Source organism: Mucilaginibacter sp. NFR10 (assembly GCF_900100445.1).
GTDB classification, from domain to species: Bacteria; Bacteroidota; Bacteroidia; order Sphingobacteriales; family Sphingobacteriaceae; genus Mucilaginibacter; species Mucilaginibacter rubeus.
The window spans coordinates 221,870-246,309 of record NZ_FMTV01000005.1 but is presented as its reverse complement, the minus strand read 5'-3'; the positions used below and the strand labels follow the sequence as shown (position 1 = coordinate 246,309).

Sequence of the window (24,440 nt, the reverse complement as noted above, 5' to 3'; positions counted from 1 at the left end):
TGTTTTTTTTATGCTGAAGGCACATGCCCAGGAAGTACCCGAGAAGGTGATGAAAGATATTTACGAGCAGGTTAAAACGCCTTACAAATATGGCTTGGTGATAGCTCCGGAAGATAATAGCCAGAAGGCTGATTGCCCCACGGTTTTTCGCCAGGGTGACAGCTGGTATATGAGCTATATTATTTTTAACGGTCGCGGATACGAAACCTGGCTGGCCGATAGTAAAGACCTGCTGCACTGGAAAACACGGGGCCGCATCCTTTCATTTTCGGACGATACTACCAAATGGGACAATAACCAAAAAGCCGGTTATGTCGGTTTGCAGGATTATAAATGGGGTGGATCATACAAATTGCAGCAGTATAATGGCAAATATTGGTTATCGTATTTTGGCGGGCAAAGCAAAGGCTATGAGAAAGGTTTGTTATCCATAAGTGTGGCTTCTACCGATACAGATCCGGGTGCGGTACATGAATGGCAGGGATTAGATCATCCGGTATTGTCAAGTATTGATAAAGATGTAAGCTGGTGGGATAACCACACGCAATACAAACAAACCGTGATCTGGGATAAAAAGAAGCTAACCGGTCACCCGTTCATTATGTACTACAACGCCAATGGCGACAGCGTTAATAAAAAGCGAGGAGCGGAGCGCATTGGCATGGCTATGTCTGATGATATGCTGCACTGGAAACGCTTCGGTAAAGACCCGGTATTGAATCACGGCGACGGTATTACCGGCGACCCGTACATTCAGCAAATAGGAAATGTATATGTCATGTTTTATTTCGGCGCTTTCTGGAAAACCGGCGACTCAGGCGTGTTTAACCGCTTTGCCTGCTCGTATGACTTGGTGCACTGGACTGATTGGACAGGGGAGAAGCTCATTCAATCGTCCGAACCTTATGATAACATGTTCGCCCATAAATCATGCGTGGTTAAATACAAAGGCATAGTCTACCATTTTTATTGTGCCGTAAACAAAGCCGATCAGCGTGGTATAGCGGTAGCTGTATCAAAAGATCTGGGTAAAAGCGAACTGAACTTTGTTGCGGCGCCTGTAAAGAAAAGCAAAACGAAATGAGGTTCCGTTATCTATATACACTGTGTTTAACGCTTTTCGTGGCTGGTTTTGCATCTGCTCAAAACGTGCGCAAAACAGAAAGTTTTAACTCTAACTGGAAGTTTTTCCTGGGTGACGATTCGACTGCTAACGCAGTAAGCTATGATGATAGCAATTGGCAAAAGCTTGATCTGCCGCATGACTGGAGTATCGAAGGTAAATTCGACAGTAAAAACCCTACCACACAGGCAGAAGGTGGGTTGCCTGCCGGTATCGGCTGGTATCGTAAAAGTTTTATAATCCCTGCATCGTCAAAAACTAAAACTATTGTTATTGATTTCGACGGCGTTTTTCATAACAGCGAAGTTTGGATTAATGGCCATTATTTAGGCAAACGGCCTAACGGCTATATCTCGTTCAGATATGATTTAACGCCTTACCTTAAATTCGGTACACAACAAAATGTGATTGCCGTTCGGGTTGATAACAGCGATCAGCCTAATTCTCGCTGGTATACCGGGTCGGGTATTTATCGTAACGTGTGGCTAACAACGGTCAACAAAACGCATCTGCCGCAATGGTCGTCATTTATAACCACGCCGCGGGTTGATCATCAAAAAGCAGAGATCAATATTCGCACGGTTTTACCAGGTTCGATTGACTCAAAGTTTAAGCTCAAAGCTTCTGTTTTGGATGATAAAGGAAAGGTTGCAGGGGTTGTAACAACGTCAATAACCGATACTGTAATTCAGCAGAATATAAGCGTTCGGAATCCTCAACTATGGTCAGTAAAGCATCCTTATCTGTACAAAGTGAAACTGCAATTGACGGCTGCAGATCAGGTTATTGATGATTATGTCATAACTACCGGTATCAGGTATTTTAATTTCGATGCGGATAAAGGTTTCAGCCTGAATGGTGAGCCGATGAAAATTCTTGGCGTATGCCTGCACCATGATCAGGGAGCTTTGGGCACGGCTGTTAATACCCGTGCCATTGAACGGCAATTGCAGATCTTAAAGGATATGGGTTGCAATGCTATCCGCACCTCGCATAATCCGCCCGCACCCGATCTGCTCGACCTATGCGATAAAATGGGTTTCCTGGTGATGGACGAAGCTTTTGATATGTGGAAGAAGAAAAAAAGCAAACACGATTACCACGAGGATTGGGATAAATGGCATGTAAAAGACCTGCAAGACCAGGTATTACGTGATCGTAACCACCCATCTGTTTTTGCATGGAGTATTGGTAACGAGATCAGGGAGCAATTTGACAGTACAGGTGTAAGTATTGGTCGCGAGCTGGTTAAAGTTGTAAAGCAGTTAGATAACACACGATTAGTTACATCGGCCCTGAGCGATGCCGACCCTAAAAAGAATTTTATTTACCAGTCGGGTGCGCTTGATTTAGTGGGTTTAAACTATCACCAGGAGGTTTATGCAGATTTTAAGAAAAACTACCCCGGTCAAAAGTTTATCGGTACCGAAAATATGTCGGCCCTGGCAACACGGGGGCATTATGATATGCCGTCGGACAGTATCAGGCGCTGGCCCAAAGATGGCAAAACACCTTTGAAGGATGGCAATGCTGATCTCACGGTATCATCTTATGATAATGTTTCGGCCTATTGGGGCTCAACACATGAGGAAACCTGGAAGATCATCAAAAAGCATGACTTCCTTTCGGGCCTTTTTGTGTGGACAGGCTTTGATTACATCGGCGAACCAACCCCATACCTATGGCCGGCCCGAAGCTCATACTTTGGTATTGTTGATTTGGCCGGTTTTCCGAAGGATGTTTATTACATGTACCAAAGTGAATGGACAAATAAGCCGGTTTTACACCTGTTGCCGCACTGGAACTGGAAGCCTGGGCAGATGATTGATGTTTGGGCCTATTATAATAATGCCGATGAGGTAGAAGCTTTTCTGAATGGAAAATCGATAGGCGTGAGAAAGAAAGCCGGCGACGACCTGCATGTGATGTGGCGTGTAAAATATGAGCCGGGAGTATTAAAAGCCATATCGCGCCGTAATGGTAAAGTGGTGTTGACTAAGCAGGTAGTTACAGCAGGCGAACCTTACAAAATACAACTCAAGGCAGATCGGGATAAAATCAAAGCCGGCGGTAAAGATCTTTCTTACATTACCGTATCTGTTCTGGATAAAAATAATATTCCGGTACCTGACGCTAATCAATTGGTGAAATTTAAAGTAACCGGACAAGGCATATTGAAAGGGGTGGATAATGGTTCTCAAACCGATCTGGATCCTTTTGTATCTGATCAGCACCATGTGTTTAACGGTTTGGGATTGGCTATTATCCAATCTAAATCTGTTGGCGGGAAAATTACCATTAATGCTGCTGCCGATGGGCTGAAACCGGCTCACTTGATTATTGAAAGCGCACGTTGATGAGCTTTTAACTTACGAAAAAAAGAGCGGACTCACGCGATTCCCCTCTTGAGAGGGGCGGAGGGGTGTGTTTCTGCACTTTGGTTGTCGATCGCAGAAACACACCCCTGCTGCCGCTCTTTCCGCCGCGCCCCCTCTCGAGAGGGCATTTTTAAAATCTTTTGTTTAATTAATCCCGCCGCCACTTAGCTCTGATGCTAATATCCTACAATAGCAGGCGAAAATATTACAGTAAAGGCTAACAGCGGTACGTTACATTTGTTATGCAATTTATAAACCATAACATTAAATTTACTGTACTACCCGATTAACGCATGAAAGTGTTGCCCGTGTTAGATTTTACCATTATAGGTATTTACCTTATAGCTATGGTGCTGGTGGGTTTTTATTTTTCGCGTAAAAATAAAAATGCCGAACAGTTCACCGTTGCATCTGGTTTAATACCGGGCTGGGCTATCGGTTTATCAATTTATGCTACTTTTTTAAGCAGTAACACCTTTTTAGGTGTACCCGGCAAAGCCTACGGCGGCAACTGGAACGCTTTCGTTTTTAGCCTATCCATGCCATTTGCGGCCTGGATTGCTGTTAAATATTTTATACCATTTTATCGTAATACCGGTAACATTTCGGCCTATACGCATTTCGAAAAACGTTTTGGCCCATGGGCAAGGGTTTATGCGGTTATTTGCTTTTTGCTTACGCAGATAGCCCGTATGGGTTCTGTATTTTTTGGCATAGCGTTAAGCCTGCAGGCGCTTACCGGTCTGGCTATGAAGACCATTATGGTGGTAATGGGAATCTCTATTATCCTGTACACGGTATCAGGAGGGATCAAAGCTGTGATCTGGACAGAAGTTGTGCAGGCTATCATCAAAACTTTAGGAGCCCTGCTGATCATTTATTTGGTGGTAAACAGCATCCCCGGCGGCTTTGATAAGATCATAGAAATTGGTAAAGCTGATCACAAATTCAGTCTGGGTAGTTTTTCATTGAACCTTACCGAACCGACTTTTTGGGTGATCCTGTTCTACGGTTTCTTCATCAATCTAAATAACTTTGGGATGGATCAGAACTATATTCAGCGTTATCACGCGGCTACATCTACCAAGCAGGCCGCCAAATCGGTATGGTTTTGCGTTGGTATTTATGTGCCGGCATCTTTCCTGTTTTTTGTAATAGGTTCATGCTTATATGCTTACTACAGCCAGCATCCCGATCTGATCTTAAGCCTTAAGCACCAGGTAGCTATCGAGCGCCTGCCTGCAGCGGCTTCGGCAACCGATATTTCGGCATTTATGAACAAACTAACCCCTGCCGATTACGGCGATAAGATCATGCCGCATTTTATGGTTACCAAAATCCCTGCAGGATTGGTTGGTATTATCGTAGCCGCTATTTTATCGGCTGCCATGAGCACCATCAGTTCGGGTATGAACTCATCAGCTACTGTTTTTACCATCGACATTTACAAACGCTACTTTAAGCCGAAACTCAGCGATAAAAATACATTGAACGCCCTGCACATTGGTACCGTACTTTTTGGCTTTGCGGGTATGGCCGCCGGAATAGCCATGATAGGGGTAAAAAGTATCCTTGATTTATGGTGGCAGCTTTCGGGGATTTTTGCAGCAGGCATGCTCGGTTTGTTTTTGCTGGGCATTATCAGCAGGCAAACCCGTAACCATGAGGCTATCATTGCCAGTATCATAGGTATTTTGGTGATCATCTGGCTTACTTTTCCGTCACTCATTCCGGAGCAATACGCAGCCCTTCGCAGCACATTGAATACCAATATGATAATTGTGGCCGGTACATTGGCTATTTTTTTAACGGGGATTTTATTAACAAAAACAAGGCAGTTAACAGTTTAATAATCATCAAAATGGAACAATCAAAAAAGGGTTTTATCCCGGTAATGTTAACGCCCTTTAAAGATAACGGTGCTATTGATTATGCAGCGCTTACCCGCTTAACCGAAATGTACCTGCGCGCGGGTGCGGCTGGTGTGTTTGCCAATTGCCTCTCGAGCGAAATGTTTGAACTGAGCGGCGAGGAACGTTTGGCAATTATCAAACATGTGGTTGAAACTGTTGACGGCGCTGTTCCTGTTGTAGCTACCGGAACCTTTGGTGGCCCGGTTGAAAAACAAGCTGATTTTATAAAGAGGGTGTATGATACCGGCACTTCAGCGGTAATTGCCATTACCAGTTTACTTGCTGATGTCAATGAGCCGGATACTGCGTTTAATGATCGCGTTTTTGATCTTTTTGATCAAACAGAAAATATCCCTTTAGGATTTTACGAATGCCCGGTTCCATACAAAAGGTTATTATCGGCAGAACAGCTTCATCATTTTGCAGCAACAGGCAGGGTAATATATCATAAAGATACCTGCCTTAAAATTGACGTGGTAAAACAGAAATTGGAGGCAAGCAAAGTTAATCCGGCGTTTGGGCTGTATGATGCTTATATGGTTCACGCGGTTGAATCACTTAAAGCAGGTTCGGCCGGGTTGTCATGCATTCAGGGAAATTTTTTTCCGGAGCTTATTGTTTGGTTGTGTAATCATTATGCCGATGCATCGCGCCAGCATGAGGTTGCCATGGTACAGGAATTTCTAACCGAAAATATGGATGTGATGCACAATGTTTACCCGGTAATTGCTAAATATTATCTTACCAAACGGGGCTTCAAAATATCAACAACTACCCGGCGCGATGTTGGTTATTTCTCGCCGGCCATCCGCAATAAAATAGAAGATCTTTACGCTAACTACACTACACTTCAAAGTGAGATCGGTATCTATTAGTCTTAAGTTGAAAGTCCTGTTTAAATTCTGTTGTGAAGTTTTACGTAGAGACGCATCACATGCGTCTCCCATAGGACAAGCCGTTTTGTAATTCATTAAACCCTGGATTTGCATGCGTGAGACGCATGTGATGCGTCTCTGCATTTTAAAACAGCCTGTTGGAACTTTTGGCTAACGATTTAATACTTAACCAAACTAAGCAGAAATCGCCTGCTTTTGTCCTTTAATATACCGGCGTTTATACTCAAGCGGGGTCATGCCGGTAACCCGTTTAAAGTGTCGGTAAAAATTAGAGATGTTGTTATAACCGCATTCAAAGCACAAAACCTCGGTGGGTAATTTGTCCTCAATCAAAAACCGGCAGGCATGACTGATCCTGATCTCGGTTAAAAAATCAAAATACGTTTTCTTGGTCATCAGTTTAAAATATCGGCAAAAGGAGGTGACACTGAGGTTGCCAATGGCCGCTATTTTTTCCAGGCTGATCTCCTGTTTATAGTTGGCCAGCGTATAGGAGCATACTTTATTAAGGCGAATGGTGTCCGATTCGTTGGATTGATGAAAGTCACTGTGTGATAGCGTTATTGGTTCAAAGTCTTCATTTTCGGCTAATACTTTTAATATCGATAACAGAATAATGATCCTGTCGAGGTTGGTGGCTTCCGCTGCCTGCCGCATCAGTTTGGCCAGTTCGGTTCTTGCTTCGCCCTTAATTACCATTCCGCTTTTAGCTTTCTCAAACAACTTGGGCAGCATGAACGCTTCGGGTAAATTTAACAAATAACGACCAAGGCAGTCGGGCAAAAAGTGGATCACGATCACCTCAACATTCAATCCGGATTCGGGCAAAAAATATTCATCCTTGCAGCGCCAGCAGTGTGGTAGGGCCTCTCCCAGCAATGTGATTTCGCCTGGCGAAAAATTGCTGATATTATCACCAATAAACCTAACCCCTTCGCCCTTTATTACGTAGTGTAATTCAAGCTCGGGATGGTAGTGCCAGATACCCCGGAAGGTGGGCAAAATATCATGCCTGATACTGAATGAATTTTGCGGTTTAACCGCAACCTTGAGAAAATGGGGCTTCATTTTGTAAAAATCAATAAAGATTAGCAGGTGAGCGGACAATTAAGTATGCGTCGCGCTGGTTTATATTTTAAAAGTAGTAATTTTTAATCAAACTCAATTTGCACGAATGTAATTTTCTTTTGACAAAAAATTACCCTAACACGAAAAGCGGGTTATGATAAGATTGTATAATAAATAGATAAATACAAATAGGAAAGGCAAAGGCTAACCATTGATATTTGTTAAAGCAACTTGTAAATCAGGCTGCAGGATACCAGGAAATATAAACCAATAAAATTAATTATACTTTTTATCAGGCTTTTAGAACTGACAGGATTTTAACAGTTGATTAATTGTGATATGAACAATTAATTGCGTAAAAAAATTGCAGGACACCATATACTTTTTTAAGGGCTTTTATAAAAACTGTAAAGAATTTAACCAATTGAAACAACCATGAAACACTTTAAATACATAGTGATATTGTTATTATCAGTTGCAATCAGTGAGGCTTTCGCGCAGGCACCAGTGGATAACAACTACCTAAAAGTTATAACCGAACGTTCAAATAAAATTGTTACAGGAGCAGGCATTACCGACTCGGTAAAATTTAAGAAAGTGCGTGATATTGTAGTTGCCCAGTACAGTGATTTGAACACCATTTATGATGCGCGTAAAGCAAAAGTAAATGATATTAAAACCCAGATGCCCGATGATAAAGCAGGTGCCAATGCCAAAATCGCCCTTGTAGATAGTAATGTGGCTAAGCAGGTAAAAGTGTTGCATACATCATATATCAACAAGCTTAACAAGGTATTAAGTGCCGATGAGGTTGATAAGATAAAAGACGGTATGACCTACCGCATATACCCCATTACCTTTACCGCTTACCAGGACGAGATCCCTAACCTCACCGAAGAACAAAAAAGCAAAATTAAGGGATGGCTGCTGGAGGCGCGGGAAAACGCTATAGATGCTGAATCATCAGAAAAAAAGCATGCCTGGTTTGGGAAGTTTAAGGGCCGCATTAATAATTACCTATCCGCACAGGGCTACGATATGAAAAAGGAAGGTGAAGAGTGGCAAAAACGGATCAAAGAGCGGCAGGCAGCAAAACAATAATTTTTGAACTAACCTAAATATCCCGGTATCATGAAATAAGCTTTAGCCGGGCAAACCAATTATACTAATTAATTAACCTGATCATGAAAATTAAATTATCAAGTTTATGAGAAAACTTTTCCTCTTACTTTCGGTGTTGCTGTGCTTAGGCAGCGCGCTAAAAGCCCAGGACCGTAATATAACAGGTACGGTTACGGACGAAAAAGGTGCTCCCCTGCCAGGGGTTGCCATCCAGGTAAAGGGCAGTACTACAGGTACTATCACCAATGCCGATGGTAAATATTCAATTAAGGCTACTAATCTGCAGGCCATTGTGGTTGGGGCTAAATTTCTTGGATACAACTACCAGGAAAAAACACTGAAGATTGGCGAAATGAATGCCGACTTTAAAATGGTACCATCACAAAATGCCCTCGATGAGGTTGTGGTAGTAGGTTACGGTACTCAAAAGAAGGTCCACTTAACAGGTGCTGTTGCCGCGGTGGATATGAAAACCATTCAGGATATCCCTACCACTAACCTTGCCGCCGCACTTCGCGGTACCAATGCCGCGGTAAGTGTTACCGGTGGTATTGCAAGGCCAGGCCAAAGCGGAACCATCACTATCCGTAACCCAGTCTTTCTGGCAAAGAATGGTGGAAGTACAACACCATTGTACATTATTGATGGTGTACAACGTAGTGAAGCAGATTTCAACCTGCTTGATCAAAGTGAGGTGGAGAACATTTCGATATTGAAAGATGCTGCCGCTGCCATATACGGTATTTTAGGCGCGAATGGCGTTATCGTTGTAACAACCAAACGCGGCCAGGCCGGCGGGCCAAAGGTAAGCTTCAGTTCATCAGTAGGTATTGCCGATGCAATTCAGCTTCCTAAAATGATGTCGGGCTTTCAGATGGCTACTTATTTGAATGATATTGAGCAAACCAGGTATAACCACACCATAACACCCGAAGGTTATATCAACGGCGATTTAAGCAATAAAGACTTAAAATATTATACGCCGGATGAGCTTGAGTACTTTAAAAATAATAATCAAAATTTCCTGGAGCAGGCATTTAAACCGGCAGTAACCAGCAGGAACGCGTTGAGCATAACCGGCGGTAATGATAAGGTTACTTATTTCGCAGGCGCAAATTATGTAAACCAAAACTCCAACTTTAAAGGCGTAAATACCAACCGCTTTGGCTTCAGGGCCAGTGTCGACGCAAAAGTGGCGAAAGGTTTAAAACTGTCATTGTCATTGAGCGAAGATCTTGCCAAAAGCAAAATTTACTGGTATAAACTATCAAGTACCAGCGAAAGCCCCGATAACGACTTTCTGTCGCTTAACCAGGCACCACCATGGCAAAAATATTTTATCGACGGGCATCCTGTATATTTAGGAACCAGCAATAACGATAACCTTAACTTTTTTGCTGTTCAAAATTCTAACAACTACACAGGTAACAATAACACTGTATTTAATGGTTTAGCCAATTTGAGTTACGAAATTCCGGGTATTAGCGGCTTAACTGCCAATGTTAGCTACAACCGTAATCTTAATAATGCCTTTAACAAGCAATATGGCTCAACGTTTTATTACAACCAATACTCGGGCGAAGGCGACAATAACCATATTCCGGGAGGAACTGTGGTAGGCGTAAAAGCTATTAAAAATGGCGACAGGGTGCGCCTTACCCCTACAATGGCAGATAATTACCAGTTCAACGCCAACCTTACTTACCATAAACGTTTTGGGGCGCATGAAATTACTGCACTGGCTTTGTATGAGCAATATGAGTCATATAGTGAAGGTGTAGCTGCCGAAGCCGACGGTGTAATTGTAGGCGGAAAAGATAACCAAACGTTCACCATCGGCGATCAATCGTCAAACCAGGCTACCTTGGTAAAAGAATATGGCCGTAAAGCTGTGGCAGGTAGGGTAAATTATGCCTACGCCGATAAATACCTGGTTGAATTGGCCATGAGGGCGGATGCTAATACCAACTTTGCACCGGGCCACCAGTGGGGATATTTCCCTTCGGCTTCAGCAGGCTGGGTGATTTCAAAAGAAAACTTCTTTAAATCAGTGAGCTTTGTTGATCTTTTGAAATTCAGAGGTTCGGTAGGTTTGTTAGGTTCTGATAATACACCTTCATTCTTATACGCGGTTAACTACCAGTTTGGTACCGGCAACAAAGGCGGTGCTGTTTTCGGCGGCAATAGCGACAGGGGCCTCGGCGCGCTGCTAAATATCGCTATCCCGAACGCTAATTTAACCTGGGACCATGACCTGAAAACAAACTACGGTTTAGATGCCGCTTTCCTGGGTAACCGCTTATCAGTTTCGGCCGATTATTTCTGGGAGCACCGCTATGATATGCTTGCATCGCTGAACACTTCAGTTCCGGTAACTATAGGTGCAGCGCCATCTGCCGAAAATTATGGTATCGTCAATACTTTCGGATACGAGATCTCTGTAAGCTGGAAAGACAAAATTGGTTCTAATTTTAGCTATAATTTTAGCCCGTTCTTTTCCTGGAGTGATAATAAATACATTAAATACGATATCGCTGCAGCGCAGGTGGGTACCATTCAGGATTTGACCGGTAAATCAAGCGATCAGGGAACATTGGGATACAAATCACTCGGTATCATCCGTACACAAGCCGATGCCGACGCGATCATTGCTGAAAGGGCCGCCGCAGCCGGTGGGGCACAAAACGTTAAGATTTTTGGTTACGTGCCTTCACCTGGTATGATCAATTACGTTGACAAAAACGGCGATGGTATTATCAAACAAAACGACCTCAACGACCAGTTTTATTTAGGTAAGAAATCATCAAACCACTACAATCTTGGCCTTAACTTTGGCGGTGCATATAAAACATTAAGCTTAAATGTGGTTATGGGAATGAGCTGGGGTGGCAACCAATCAATTGAGAGCGCCGCCATTAAACAAGCCACGGCTAACCAGAACAGGCCTGTATTCTGGGCTGATCACTGGACCCCATCTAATCCAAATGCTAAATATCCCGACCCTTATTACTCGGACGATGTGAGTGCTACAAGTGATTTTTGGTTTGTTAGCCCCTTCACCTGGAATATCTCCAGTGCTAACTTAAGCTATACCCTGCCTGCTTCCATCACCAAAAGGCTCGGCATGTCAAGCATAAGGGCGTATGTGGTAGCTACAAACCCAATCAACTTTGTAAACCCGTTCCCCGAACATTATCGTGATATTTCATCACCATTTGGGGCATATCCCAACTTACGCACAGTATCTTTTGGTTTAAACTTAGGCTTCTAAACTTTGAAAGACATGAAATTATTTAAAACCATATTTGCAGCTTTGATCGTATCAGCCCTGTTTACAAACTGTAAAAAAGTGCTTGATAAGGAAGATCTTACACACAGCACCCCCGGCCAGATTTTTAATGACTCAACGGTGGCTATTTTAAACATCAATTACCTGTATACAGCAAACCAGCCCGGCTGGTTTGGCGATACCGGCGGCGCTATTGGCAGCGGGGGCGACAAATGCGACGAATTTTACAGCGATAACGCGTACGTAAAAGGTACGGTTACCATCGAAACTGTTGGTGACATCGGTACCTCGGTGAATATCAGCAATAACTACGGCCGGATCCGTAACATTAACCAAACCCTGCAGGATCTCGACGCCAGCACCTTGCCTGCCTCTACCAAAAATAGGTATAAAGCACAGGCTTATTTTTGGAGGGCTTTCAGGTATTTTGACCTGGTAAGGTTATACGGCGGTGTTCCGCTGGTGTTAAAACCGCTTGATGCTATTGGGCAGGACGCCAAAAACGCGGCGCTTTTGCCTCGTAACAAAACTTCGGAGTGCTTTAAACAAATTGTGAGCGATCTGGACAGCTGTATAAAATATCTGCCCGCCAAATGGAGCGGCAGCGATTACGGTCGTATTTCATCGGCTGCTGCGGCTGCGTTTAAAGGAAGGGTGTTGCTAACGTATGCAAGTCCTCAGTTTAACCCCAGCAATGATGCGGCCCGCTGGCAAACAGCTGCTGATGCCAATGATAAGGCAATGCAGATATTATCTGCCAATAACTACGGTTTAAACCCATCTTATGATAACATGTGGTTTACCGAAAACAGCAGCAATCCGGAGGCAATTTTGATAACAGGTTTTAACACATCATCAACCGATCAAAACCAGAATAACAATACCTATGATAATGCGACTCGTCCGGCCTATTTAGGTACTAAAGGCGGTTCCAATCAACCTACATGGGATATTGTAAAATCATACCCGATGCTTGACGGAAAAGCACCAGGTACCTCGTTAAAGTATACATATGATGATGCAAAGTTTTTTGATAACCGCGATCCAAGGTTTAACAAAACTATTGCCTACAACGGTTGTAACTGGCCTATAAACGGCAATAGCTCTTATCGCCTGTGGACTTACTTTTATTACAATAAAGCGGATGGTTCCGGTGTTAAAACCACTGAACCGGCATCGGCAACAGGCTCAGGTTTCTACCTGCGCAAAGCTATTGACCCTAACGTCAGTGTGGCAAATACACCATATGTTGGTACAGATTGGATGGAGATCCGTTATGCCGAAGTTTTATTGAACCAGGCCGAATGTGCCGCAGCGTTAGGCAACGTAACTACCGGTTATACCAATATAACAGCTATCAGGAAACGTGCCGGTATTGAAGCAGGTGCCGATAACCTTTACGGTTTAGATGCAGGCATGAGCCCTGATCAGATGATCAACGCTATCATGAATGAACGTAAAATTGAATTTGCCTTTGAGGGTAAACGCTATTGGGACCTTCGTCGCCGTAAACTACTCGAAAGCACATTGAACGGTAAAAAGAGAACGGGGCTTACAGTTACCCTTAATAACAACGCAAGCGGTAAAGATTATCTTACCGGTACAAGAGATGCTTTAGCAGCTGCATCATTGGATGCCCTGTACAGCACATCTTTCACCGTTAAAACTAAAACTATGGATTCTTATAACATTGCGGTTCAGTCGGGCGATTACTTTTTCGGGATCCCTTCGGCGGCATTGTTAAATAATATCAATTTACAGCAAAATAACACCTGGGGTGGGCCGTTTGATCCGCTTCAATAATAAATTAATTGAACGATGGGTGCCTGCTAACCATTTAACAAAAGAAGATTACGAATACAGATATGAAAAAACACACAGCTTTATTTTTAGTAGCAGCGGCATTGGGTTTAGCTAAACCGGCTTTTGCCCAATACCCGGAAATACCAGAAAAGGTTAAAGCAGAGAGTGAAGCTTTGATGAAAGAGGCTACCCGTCGTTCAGATTCAGCATGGGCGGTCGCCCTGCCCATTATCCAGGCCGATCAGCGCCGTGGCAAAGTATACGTACCATGGGCCGCGCGCCCGACCGATTTGCCGCAGGCCAAGATCCCGGCTTTTCCGGGTGCCGAAGGCGGTGGTAAGTTTACCTTTGGCGGCCGCGGTGGTAAGGTATATGTAGTTACCAGTTTGGCAGATAATGGCCCCGGCACTTTGCGTGAAGCTTGCGAAAAAGGCGGCGCACGTATAGTGGTATTTAATGTTGCGGGCATTATCCGCATCAAAACACCGATTATCGTGAGGGCTCCGTATATTACTATTGAAGGCCAAACTGCTCCGGGTGATGGCGTTTGTATTGCAGGCGAATCATTTTGGGTGAATACACATGATGTTGTGATCCGTTATATGCGTTTCCGCCGCGGCGAAACCAATGTTGGCCGCCGTGATGATGCTTTGGGTGGCAACCCGGTGGGCAACATCATTGCCGATCACGTATCTGCAAGCTGGGGCCTGGACGAAAACTTTTCCATGTACCGTCACATGTTTGATCCGGGCGATGGCTCGAAAGAAGAGAAGCTGGGTACCGTAAATATCACTATCCAGAATTGTATTTATTCAGAATCATTGGATTACTGGAACCACGCTTTCGGCTCAACAACAGGCGGCGAAAACAGCTCATTAATGCGTAACCTTTGGGCCGATAATACTGGCCGTAACCCATCTGTTGGCTGGAATGGCGTATACAACTTTGTAAACAATGTGGTATTTAACTGGCATCACCGTTCAATGGACGGCGGCGATTATACCACCAATTACAACGTGATCAATAACTACTTTAAACCTGGTCCGGTTACACCTAAAGATGAGCCGGTTGGTCACCGTATCCTGAAACCGGAATCGGGCAGGAGCAAGCTGAAGGAAAAAGTGTTTGGTCGTGTTTATGCATCAGGTAATATTATGGAAGGTTATCCCGAAGTAACTAAAGATGCGTGGAACGGTGGCATCCAGGTTGAAGGCCCAGGTGGCAAAGAATTGCCTGACGCCGGTCAGTACAAGGACTATATGAAGGCTAACGAACCGTTTCCAATGCCCCCGATGACAATCATGTCGGCAAAGGACGCTTTTAAATTTGTTATCGCGAATGCTGGTGCCACCCTGCCAAAACGCGATCCGGTTGATGTGCGCATCACCGAGCAGGTACGTACCGGTAAGATCACTTACAAGGAAATGAAAACCGATACTGCTTACCAGTTTAAAGTGCGTAAATTACCGAAAGACTCGTACAAGCTGGGTATCATCACCGCCCCATGGCAGGTTGGTGGCTATCCGGAATATAAAGGCACGCCTTACAAAGATTCGGACAATGATGGTTTGCCAGATAGTTGGGAAACAGCTCATGGCCTAAACCCTAAAGATGGTAACGACTCGGCCCTGCCTGCAAAAAATGGTGGCGGTTATACCAATATCGAAGTATATTTAAATACAGTAGCCGCTAAAGGCGAAAAGAAATTGGCTTCGTTAAAATAATAAAGACACTATAATGCGGGGATTGAGGTTTAACAGGATTTATTTTTGGGTTGGTTTAATGACTGGGGGGATGCTTATGCATTCCCCCTTATTTGCACAGGATAAGAAAAAAGCCCCTAAACCCCAACCGCCTGTTGCCGCCGATAAAAACGGCAAACTAAATTATGCAGTGAGCCCCAACGGCGACCGCATTCCTGATTTTTCATATTGCGGATATATGGCCTCCGAAAAGCCAATCCCTTTTGTAGCTGTAAAAGTTGTAGTACCTGTAAAAGCCGGTGATGCTACACTGAGGATCCAGGCTGCCTTAGATTACGTAGCTGGTTTACCTGCAGATAAAGATGGTTTTCGCGGAACGGTGCTGCTCAACAAAGGCACATATCAGATTAACGGCAGCCTTAAAATAAATGCATCCGGCGTTGTATTGCGGGGAAGCGGGATGGCCGCCAACGGTACCATACTATTCGCTGCCGGAACGGATAGGGAAACCTTTATCCATGTTACCGGCAAAAACGACCGGCTAACATCCAAAGAAATTAAAATTACCGATGCATACGTGCCGGTAAATGCTAACACTCTACACATTGCCGATGGTGCAGATCTTAAAAACGGCGATCTGGTTTTAATTCACCGTCCAAGCACACAGGCATGGATCAGCACCATTAAAACCGACCATTTTGGCGGCGACTTAACCGCTCTGGCCTGGAAACCCGGCGAACGCGATATTTACTGGGATAGAAAAGTAACATCAGTAGACGGTAACACAGTTACCCTTGACGCACCTTTAACAACAGCATTGGATACTGCATACGGCGGTGGTTTGATAGCCTCTTACCAATGGTCCGGCAGAATTATGCAAGTGGGGATCGAAAACTTAAAACTGCAATCAGCTTACGATGCTTCAAACGCAAAAGATGAAGCCCACCGCTGGATGGCTATCACAATGGAAAATGTTAGCGATGCTTGGGTACGCCAGGTAACCTTTGAGCATTTTGCAGGTTCGGCAGTATTTGTTGGTGTTACCGGAAACCGGGTAACGGTTGAGGATTGTAAATCGCTCGCGCCTGTTTCGGAAATAGGGGGACAGCGTCGCAACACTTTCCTGACTATGGGGGGGCAAAACCTTTTTCAGCGTTTATATTCCGAACAGGGTTTTCATGATTTTGCTACCGGGTATTGCGCGCCGGGGCCAAACGCTTTTGTGCAATGTATGTCGGTAGGTTCGCTGGGCTTTAGCGGAGGTATTGATAGCTGGGCATCGGGCGTTCTGTTTGATATCGCTAACATCGATGGACAGCCCTTAAGTTATATGAACCGGGGACAGGACGGACAAGGCGCCGGATGGAGCGCCGCCAACAGCCTGTTCTGGAATTGTACCGCAGCTCGTGTGGATTGCTATCAGCCGCCAACGGCTCAAAACTGGGCTTTTGGTACCTGGGCACAATTTGCAGGTGATGGCTACTGGAGTACATCAAACAGCACCATAAGCCCAAGAAGTTTTTATTACACGCAGTTAGCTAACCGCTTAAATAAAGATGTAAGCAAACAAGCCGATATCCTGTACCCGGCCACCGAACCATCAAGCAGCCCGACAGTTGAGCAGGCAGCCGAACTGATGGCAGCGGCCCGTAAACCTGCACTTACCATCAGTAACTGGATTGATCAGTCGCCTAAAAGAAATTCGATTAACATTGAATCGGCAGGTGCCAAAACTATTGATGAAATAGGATATAAACGCCCGGCTGTTGCTACATTGGCACCCACAATGAGTGTTACCAACGGCTGGCTCACCCGTGGTAACATCGTTTTAACAGGCAAGCATTTTGAAACCCCGTGGTGGAACGGCACTGTTCATCCCGATTATACTGAAAAGGAAGCTAAACCCGCCATCTCCCGTTGGGTACCCGGCCAAACCGGCACCGGTTTAACGGATGATCTGAACGCGGTAACCGACTGGATGCAGAAAGGTAATATCGTGGTATTTGAACACAACTACGGCTTATGGTATGATCGCCGCCGCGACGACCATGAGCGCATCCGCCGGATGGATGGCGATGTTTGGGCTCCGTTTTATGAGCTGCCTTTTGCCCGCAGTGGCAAAGAACTGGCTTACGACGGCTTAAGTAAATACGATTTAACTAAATACAATACCTGGTATTGGAACCGCCTGAAACAATTTGCCGATCTGGCCGATCAAAAAGGTTTGGTACTGGTACATCAAAACTATTTTCAGCACAACATTATTGAAGCGGGCGCGCATTATACCGATTTTCCATGGCGTACAGCTAATAATATTAACGGCACCGGTTTCCCGGAGCCCGTACCTTATGCCGGCGACAAACGCCAGTTTATGGCTGAGCAGTTTTATGACGAAACCGACCCGGCAAGGCGTAAGCTTCACATTGCCTACATCAATAAATGCATGGACAATTTTGCAGGTAATACCGGGGTGATCCAACAGATTGGAGCAGAATTTACCGGTCCGCTGCATTTTATGAAGTTTTGGGTAGAAACCATTAAGCAATGGGAAACTACGCATAAAAAGAAACAGGTCATAAGCCTGAGCGCCACCAAAGATGTGCAGGATGCTATCCTGGCCAACCCGGCTACAGCTTCGGTCATCAATGCTATTGATATCCGTTACTGGTACTATCAGGCCAACGGAACAGCCTATGAACCCATCGGCGGCCAAAGCCTGGCCCCTCGCCAACAAGCCCGGATCTTTAAACCCAAGGCTTCATCGTTTGAGCAGGTTTATCGTGCGGTACACGAGTACCGTACCAAATACCCGGATAAAGCTGTGCTTTATTCTGCCGATGGTTACGATCATTTTGGCTGGGCGGTATTTATTGCAGGCGGATCATTGCCGGTCCTTCCTGCCAATATTAATAAAGCTTTTTTAGCCGATGCAAGCGGTATGAAACCTGCCGAGTTGCCGGGTTCGCCTAAAGATCAATGGGCGTTAGGTTCATCAAAAGGGTATATCGTTTATAGTAATGGCGGTGGGATTCACCTTGATTTATCGGCCGGTGTTAGTTACAAAGCGCAATGGATCGACCCTAAAACCGGCGAGCTTTTACCCGGTGCTGAAACGATAAAAGGTGCTGCAAATACAGAAATTAAAGGACAGGGGAATGGGGCTGCAATTTTGTGGCTGAGCCGTAATTGAAAGATTAGAAAAAATATAGAAAAGCGGAGGGCCAGTGCGATTCCCCTCTTGAGAGGGGCGAAGGGGTGTGTTTAGCAAAGCGATAATGAACGCCGTAGAAACACACCCCTGCCAACGCTCAGCCAAACGCACCCCTCTCAAGAGGGGTGCTTGAAAAAATAGAGGGATTAAAGAAGAAAGGGCCAGTGCGATTCCCCTCTTGAGAGGGGCGGAGGGGTGTGTTTAACAAAGCGATAATGAACGCGGACGAAACACACCCCTGCCAACGCTCAGCCAAACGCGCCCCTCTCAAGAGGGGGGCTTTTTAAAAGTCTATTGTTAACTAAATTATGCTTAAAAAATCTACCATATTAATTGCCATTGCTTTGCTGCTTTTTTCATTCAAAAGCAACGATGTAATGCCTCGTTTAAGCATATCCGCTAACCACCGCTATTTTATGGCTGGTGATAAGCCATTTTTTTGGCTGGGTGATACAGGATGGCTGCTGTTCTCTAAACTGAAAAGAGAAGAGGCCGAGCAATACCTTGATGTCCGTGCCAAACAGGGTTTTAACGTGATACAGGTAATGGTGGTGCATAGCATCAAAGAAACCAATGCCTATGGCGATTCTGCCCTAAGCAATAAGAATATCACATTGCCAAAAACAACTCCCGGCAATACCTTTGGCAAGGGAAACGAATACGATTATTGGGATCATATCGACTGGATCATCGCCAAAGCTGCCGAAAAAGGATTATATGTTGCCTTGGTTCCTGTTTGGGGATCGGTAGTTAAGGAAAGCCATATTGGTGCTGATAAAGCAAAAGCTTATGCCGGATTTTTGGCCAAAAGATACCGCGATCACCCCAATGTGATCTGGATGAATGGCGGCGACATTGCCGGTTCAGATTCATTAAAAACCTGGAATGCTATTGGTAACACTTTACATGAACTGGACGGAAAACATCTGATAACTTATCACCCTCGTGGCCGTACGCAATCATCAAAATGGTTTCATAACGAGAATTGGTTAGATTTCAATTGTTTCCAATCGGGTCATCGTACTTACGCGCAGGATACCTCCAAAAAAGATTTAAAATACGGCGAAGATAACTGGCGTTATGTTGAAACAGATTACAACCTGTCACCCATAAAACCAACTCTTGATGCCGAGCCATCGTACGAAAAGATCCCTTACGGCCTGCATGATACCAAGCTACCCCGCTGGACAGCAGCCGATGTAAGGCGTTATGGTTACTGGTCGGTTTTTGCCGGGGCCTGCGGGTATACCTATGGCGATAATGATGTGATGCAAATGCACAAACCGACTGATAAGAACAGCGCTTATGGTTCCAAAGGATATTGGTATAATTCAATTAATGATCCGGGAGCTAAGCAGATGGTTTATTTGAAAAAACTGATGCTTTCTCGTCCGTACCTTGATCGTGTACCTGATCAATCATTGATCGCCGGTAACAACGGCGTAAAGTACAACAGGCTGATCGCAACCCGCGGAAAAACCTATGCTTTTGTTTATACCTATACCGGCCGGGAGATTAATATCAATGCTGATAAACTGGAGGGCCCAAAACTGAAAGCATCGTGGTATAACCCGCGTAACGGGCAAACTACGGCTATCGGAAGCTTCGCGAAAGCTAAAATAATCAAATTTAAGCCACCCGGGAAAATATCAAACGGTAACGACTGGGTGCTCATTATCGACGCGATATAAATGAAACGGGCGACTAAACATATCATCTTACTATTTGCCGTTGCATTGATGTTTTCGTGCAAGGCCAGTAAAAGCGTGTACCTTTTTACATCGTTTCATGAGCCTGCTAATGAGGGTTTGCGTTTTTTATACAGTAATGATGCCTATCACTGGAATGCCATCGATCATATTTTCATTAAACCGGAGGTTGGCGACGCCAAGATCATGCGCGACCCATCCATAGCCCAGGGGCCCGACGGAGTTTATCACCTGGTATGGACAGCCGGCTGGAAAAACGACAAAGGCATAGGCTATGCCAGCTCAAGCGATCTGATCCATTGGTCGGCCGAGCAGCATATTGAGGTGATGGCTAACGAGCCCACCGCAGTGAATGCCTGGGCACCGGAGTTGTTTTATGACGAGGAGAACAAATATTTCATTATTGTTTGGGCTTCAACCGTACCATTTCGCTTTCCGAAAGGGCAGGAGGATGAAAATAATAATCACCGCCTTTACTACACCACAACCAAGGATTTTAAAACTTTCAGTCCGTCAAAGCTATTCCTTGATCCGGGATTCAGTGTAATTGATGCCGAGATTGTAAAGCGGGCCAAAAATGATTATGCGCTGGTTATGAAGGATAACACCCGGCCTAATCGCAATATCCTCGTCGCGTTCAGTAATAATCCGTTAGGACCGTACAGTAACTATACCCCGCGATTTACCGAGCCTTTCAGTGAAGGCCCCAGCATGACCAAAGCGGGCGATAACTGGCTGATCTATTATGATTCGTACCGTTTAAAAAGATATGGCGCCATGCGCACAACCAACTTTAAAACTTTTACCGACCTGGCCGATAGCGTGAGCGTACCGGTAGGGCACAAGCACGGCACCATATTTAAGGTTACCAAAAAACAGCTTGCGCAGCTTTTACAGGCAGCCGGGCAAAGCAAAGCAGCTAAACATGAATAAGTTCATCAGCATATTGTTTTTTATATCGATGGCCGGGATAGCCAGTGCACAGGATACCGTGCATTACAGCGGCAATACCGTTGCCAACGTTGATTATCATCATGGGCAATTAACTCCGGTGATAGGTGTGCACAGCAAGCAGATCTTCAGGGCTAACCGTGAACATCCGGAACTGGCCGATGACTTCGGTTTTACCTATAACCATGCGCCTATGCTGGCCTACTGGAACAATATTTTTTATGTTGAATACCTGAGCGATAAGGTAGGCGAAAGCGTGCCACCGGGACAAACCCTGCTCATAACCTCAAAAGATGGTGAAGCATGGTCAAAACCAACAGTAGTTTTTCCTCAGTATAAAATTCCTGATGGAACTACCAAAGAGGGGCACCCAGGCGTGGCGAAAGACCTGTATTCGGTAATGCACCAGCGTATGGGTTTTTATACCTCCAAATCAAAACGTTTGTTGGTGCTGGGTTTTTATGGCATTTGTTTGGATGGTCATGATGATCCGAATGATGGTCTGGGCATTGGTCGCGTAGTGCGCGAGGTATTACCAAACGGCAAATTCGGACCGATTTATTTTATCCATTACAATCCAAAATGGAACGAAAAGAATACCTCGTATCCTTTTTATAAAACAAGTAAGGACAAGGGTTTTGTACAAGCTTGCGATGAGTTGATGGCCAACCCGCTGATGATGATGCAATGGGTTGAGGAAACCGACAGGAAAGATCCGCTGATCCCGCTGCATAAGGATTATAAAGCATTTAACTTTTATCACTTACCCGATGGCCGCGTGGTTGGCTTATGGAAATACGCGCTTACCGCTATCAGTACTGATAACGGCAAAACCTGGCCGACAAATGCTGCCCGTGCACCGCGTTTTGTAACTGCCAATGCTAAGATCTGGGGGCAGCGCACATCCGACGGCAAATATGCTACAGTGTATAATCCTTCGGAGTTCCGCTGGCCGCTGGCCTTATCGGTTAGTAAAGACGGACTAGATTATACCAACTTGCTGTTAGTTAACGGCGAGATCACCACCATGCGTTATGGCGGCGCTTATAAATCATACGGGCCTCAATATACACGCGGCATTGAAGAGGGGAATGGCACTCCGCCGGATGGTAAGCTTTGGGTTACTTACAGCATGAACAAGGAGGATATCTGGGTATCATCCATCCCAGTGCCGATCACCGAAAAGGCGGATGCGCATGCAAACGAGGTTTTTAACCAATTGCCTGCCGGCAAAGAACTGGAGAAATGGAATACCTATAGCCCGCAATGGGCCCCCGCGGCTATCGATAAATCGCCCGATGGTGAACGCGCGTTGACCCTAAAAGACAGCGACCCATTTGATTTTGCCAAAGCAGAACGTGTTGTACCTGTTTCCAAAAAATTAATGACCGATTTTACCATCACAGCCGGGCAAAATAATACCGGCATGCTGGATATTGAATTTCAGGATGAAAAAGGCACTGCCGCCATTAGGCTCACGCTTGATTCGGCAGGCCAGTTCAGGACTAAGGCCGGGTATCGGAACAAAAATTTCATGAAGTATGAAGCCGGTACGCAATATCATATTGTGATAAAGCTAAATACTGATACCCGCTTTTACACCGTGAATGTTAACGGCAAGGATGTGCTTACGGGCCTGTTTTTTGCCCCGGTGCTAATCGTAAACCGGGTAGTGTTCCGTACCGGGGATATCAGGAGGTTCCCTGATGCCGATACGCCTACCGATCAGGATTTCGACCGGCCAAATGCCGGAGAAGCAGCGAAACAAGCCGTGTTCTACATCAAATCATTTAAAACAAGTAATTACTAATGATACTGCGCCTGATAAAATATTGTTGGTTGACGATCTGCCTGCTTAGTTCTGGGATTGCCGGCGCGCAGGTTGTTTTGCCCAAAGTATTAGGCAACAATATGGTATTGCAGCGTAATGCTCCGGTGCCCGTTTGGGGCACAGCTTCACCGGGCGAAAAGGTAACGGTAAAGTTCAATAAACAAACAAAAACAACTGTAGCCGATGCTGCGGGCAAATGGATGGTAAAGCTTGACGCGATGCCGGCATCCGTCATACCAACAACGCTGACCATATCAGGAAAAAACACTATCCAACTGCAAAATATACTGGTAGGCGAGGTATGGCTTTGCTCCGGCCAGTCGAACATGCAGTACGAAATGCGCAAAAATAGCAAAGTGAAAAAGCCGGATACCAGCACTTCAAACTCGCCTGTTGATGAACTTGACCGCGCGCATAACCCGCAGATCAGGATTTTCCTGGTTACGCAGAAAAATATGTTGAAGCCCGATTCTACCCATTCGGGATGGAGTGTGGCCGAAGATTCGGCTTTGAGGGCTTTTTCTGCGGCAGGGTATTTCTTTGCTAAAAACCTGCAGCATGATTTGAAAGTGCCGGTAGGTATTATTTCATCGGCGGTGAGCGGCAGCAGGATTGAACCCTGGGTATCACAGGAGGGTTTTGATGCCATTCCGTATTTTAAGGCCAACAACATTAAAATTGAGGGTGATCCCGGTAAGTTCTACGCCAAAATGATTGAGCCGGTTGCCCCCTTTGCGCTGAAGGGCTTTTTATGGTACCAGGGCGAAAGTGCTTGTTTTTTAGGCGAAACCATCAGTTATACCTACAAAATGGAAGCGCTCATCAACAACTGGCGTAAGCTATGGGGCGATAAAAAGCTGCCATTTTATTACGTACAAATAGCGCCATATTACTACACCCTGGGAAAAGGCCCTGTAACCTATACGCCCTTTACCGAACCTGAATTGCGCGAAGCCCAGGCCGTTGCTTTGCAGATCCCAAATACGGGGATGATCATCACTACCGATTTGAATGATGACCTTAAAAATATTCACCCGCCATTTAAATGGGAGGTAGGCAGGAGGCTTGAATTACAGGCGCTTGCCAATACCTACAAACAACGGGTAGTTTTTTCGGGCCCGGTGTACAAACACATGAAAATAAATGGCGACAAGATCATCCTTGAGTTTGATCATGTGGGCGCTGGCTTGGTAAACCATGATGGTAAACCACTTACTGATTTCACCATTGCCGGTGCCGACGGAAATTTTGTCGCGGCCACGGCCACAATAAAAGGAAACACGGTTGAGGTATCAGCCCAATCGGTTACAAAACCTGTAGCCGCGCGCTTTGCCTGGTCGGAGTCGGCTCAGCCTAATTTTTATAATAAGGAGGGGTTACCTGCCGCGCCATTTCGCACGAATAACCCTTTGAAATTTACTTTAACTGCTAACTGAATATATA

14 protein-coding genes are annotated in these 24,440 nt (G+C 45.1%); 13 read left to right on the top strand and 1 reads right to left on the bottom strand.

The features are described from left to right. Positions 1–10: 10 nt before the first annotated feature. The 4 genes from BLP33_RS18050 to BLP33_RS18035 all read left to right on the top strand — a co-directional run bounded on the left by BLP33_RS18050 (position 11) and on the right by BLP33_RS18035 (position 6,289). Positions 11–1,084 carry a glycosylase gene (locus BLP33_RS18050; protein WP_090531652.1) on the top strand — a complete coding sequence of 358 codons (1,074 nt, stop codon included), beginning with the start codon at positions 11–13 and terminating at the stop codon, positions 1,082–1,084. Continuing rightward, complete coding sequence (locus BLP33_RS18045) at positions 1,081–3,480, top strand: glycoside hydrolase family 2 TIM barrel-domain containing protein (RefSeq protein WP_090531650.1); 2,400 nt, start codon at positions 1,081–1,083, stop codon at positions 3,478–3,480. Before BLP33_RS18050 ends, BLP33_RS18045 begins: the two co-directional genes overlap by 4 nt. A gap of 314 nt (positions 3,481–3,794) precedes the next feature. Beyond that, on the top strand, positions 3,795–5,351 hold the full coding sequence (locus BLP33_RS18040) for a sodium:solute symporter family protein (protein ID WP_090531648.1): 1,557 nt from the start codon (positions 3,795–3,797) through the stop codon (positions 5,349–5,351). A gap of 11 nt (positions 5,352–5,362) precedes the next feature. Further along, a complete protein-coding gene (locus BLP33_RS18035; protein WP_090531645.1) occupies positions 5,363–6,289 on the top strand; it encodes a dihydrodipicolinate synthase family protein in 927 nt (308 codons plus the stop codon). A 195-nt stretch (positions 6,290–6,484) separates the two neighbouring features. On the opposite strand, the gene BLP33_RS18030 is transcribed toward BLP33_RS18035, so the two are convergent. After that, positions 6,485–7,378: an AraC family transcriptional regulator gene (locus tag BLP33_RS18030; RefSeq protein WP_090531643.1), complete on the bottom strand. Its 894-nt coding sequence runs from the start codon at positions 7,376–7,378 to the stop codon at positions 6,485–6,487. 435 nt (positions 7,379–7,813) lie between these two features. Here BLP33_RS18030 and BLP33_RS18025 point away from each other — a divergent pair, with 435 nt between their 5' ends. The 9 genes from BLP33_RS18025 (at position 7,814) to BLP33_RS17985 (ending at position 24,433) form a co-directional block, all read left to right on the top strand. After that, the gene (locus tag BLP33_RS18025; RefSeq protein WP_090531641.1) at positions 7,814–8,479 is read left to right on the top strand and encodes a DUF3826 domain-containing protein; all 666 of its coding nucleotides are present in this window, start codon (positions 7,814–7,816) and stop codon (positions 8,477–8,479) included. Between the two features lie 106 nt (positions 8,480–8,585). Next, a complete protein-coding gene (locus tag BLP33_RS18020; RefSeq protein ID WP_090531639.1) occupies positions 8,586–11,771 on the top strand; it encodes a SusC/RagA family TonB-linked outer membrane protein in 3,186 nt (1,061 codons plus the stop codon). A 12-nt stretch (positions 11,772–11,783) separates the two neighbouring features. Beyond that, complete coding sequence (locus tag BLP33_RS18015) at positions 11,784–13,592, top strand: RagB/SusD family nutrient uptake outer membrane protein (RefSeq protein WP_090531637.1); 1,809 nt, start codon at positions 11,784–11,786, stop codon at positions 13,590–13,592. Positions 13,593–13,654: 62 nt separating this feature from the next. Then, a complete protein-coding gene (locus BLP33_RS18010) occupies positions 13,655–15,316 on the top strand; it encodes a polysaccharide lyase (protein ID WP_090531635.1) in 1,662 nt (553 codons plus the stop codon). Positions 15,317–15,392: 76 nt separating this feature from the next. Next, positions 15,393–18,485: a DUF6298 domain-containing protein gene (locus BLP33_RS18005; protein WP_254780186.1), complete on the top strand. Its 3,093-nt coding sequence runs from the start codon at positions 15,393–15,395 to the stop codon at positions 18,483–18,485. A 329-nt stretch (positions 18,486–18,814) separates the two neighbouring features. Further along, positions 18,815–20,197, top strand: coding sequence for a glycoside hydrolase family 140 protein (locus BLP33_RS18000; protein WP_090531631.1), 1,383 nt, complete (start codon positions 18,815–18,817; stop codon positions 20,195–20,197). After that, on the top strand, positions 20,198–21,148 hold the full coding sequence (locus BLP33_RS17995) for a glycoside hydrolase family 43 protein (protein ID WP_090531629.1): 951 nt from the start codon (positions 20,198–20,200) through the stop codon (positions 21,146–21,148). Next, the gene (locus tag BLP33_RS17990; RefSeq protein ID WP_090531627.1) at positions 21,141–22,976 is read left to right on the top strand and encodes a sialidase/neuraminidase family protein; all 1,836 of its coding nucleotides are present in this window, start codon (positions 21,141–21,143) and stop codon (positions 22,974–22,976) included. The genes BLP33_RS17995 and BLP33_RS17990 overlap by 8 nt, the downstream gene beginning before the upstream one ends. Further along, the gene (locus tag BLP33_RS17985; RefSeq protein WP_254780184.1) at positions 22,976–24,433 is read left to right on the top strand and encodes a sialate O-acetylesterase; all 1,458 of its coding nucleotides are present in this window, start codon (positions 22,976–22,978) and stop codon (positions 24,431–24,433) included. The genes BLP33_RS17990 and BLP33_RS17985 overlap by 1 nt, the downstream gene beginning before the upstream one ends. The last annotated feature ends 7 nt before the right edge of the window (positions 24,434–24,440 follow it).

Excerpts from the sequence above, each read along its gene's own strand:
- BLP33_RS18035 (WP_090531645.1), top strand. The coding sequence starts at position 5,363 with ATGGAACAATCAAAAAAGGGTTTTATCCCGGTAATGTTAACGCCCTTT.
- BLP33_RS18015 (WP_090531637.1), top strand. The coding sequence starts at position 11,784 with ATGAAATTATTTAAAACCATATTTGCAGCTTTGATCGTATCAGCCCTG.
- BLP33_RS17990 (WP_090531627.1), top strand. The coding sequence starts at position 21,141 with ATGAATAAGTTCATCAGCATATTGTTTTTTATATCGATGGCCGGGATA.
- BLP33_RS17995 (WP_090531629.1), top strand. The coding sequence starts at position 20,198 with ATGAAACGGGCGACTAAACATATCATCTTACTATTTGCCGTTGCATTG.
- BLP33_RS18030 (WP_090531643.1), bottom strand. The coding sequence starts at position 7,378 with ATGAAGCCCCATTTTCTCAAGGTTGCGGTTAAACCGCAAAATTCATTC.
- BLP33_RS18045 (WP_090531650.1), top strand. The coding sequence starts at position 1,081 with ATGAGGTTCCGTTATCTATATACACTGTGTTTAACGCTTTTCGTGGCT.
- BLP33_RS18000 (WP_090531631.1), top strand. The coding sequence starts at position 18,815 with ATGCTTAAAAAATCTACCATATTAATTGCCATTGCTTTGCTGCTTTTT.
- BLP33_RS17985 (WP_254780184.1), top strand. The coding sequence starts at position 22,976 with ATGATACTGCGCCTGATAAAATATTGTTGGTTGACGATCTGCCTGCTT.
- BLP33_RS18025 (WP_090531641.1), top strand. The coding sequence starts at position 7,814 with ATGAAACACTTTAAATACATAGTGATATTGTTATTATCAGTTGCAATC.
- BLP33_RS18040 (WP_090531648.1), top strand. The coding sequence starts at position 3,795 with ATGAAAGTGTTGCCCGTGTTAGATTTTACCATTATAGGTATTTACCTT.
- BLP33_RS18005 (WP_254780186.1), top strand. The coding sequence starts at position 15,393 with ATGCATTCCCCCTTATTTGCACAGGATAAGAAAAAAGCCCCTAAACCC.
- BLP33_RS18050 (WP_090531652.1), top strand. The coding sequence starts at position 11 with ATGCTGAAGGCACATGCCCAGGAAGTACCCGAGAAGGTGATGAAAGAT.
- BLP33_RS18020 (WP_090531639.1), top strand. The coding sequence starts at position 8,586 with ATGAGAAAACTTTTCCTCTTACTTTCGGTGTTGCTGTGCTTAGGCAGC.
- BLP33_RS18010 (WP_090531635.1), top strand. The coding sequence starts at position 13,655 with ATGAAAAAACACACAGCTTTATTTTTAGTAGCAGCGGCATTGGGTTTA.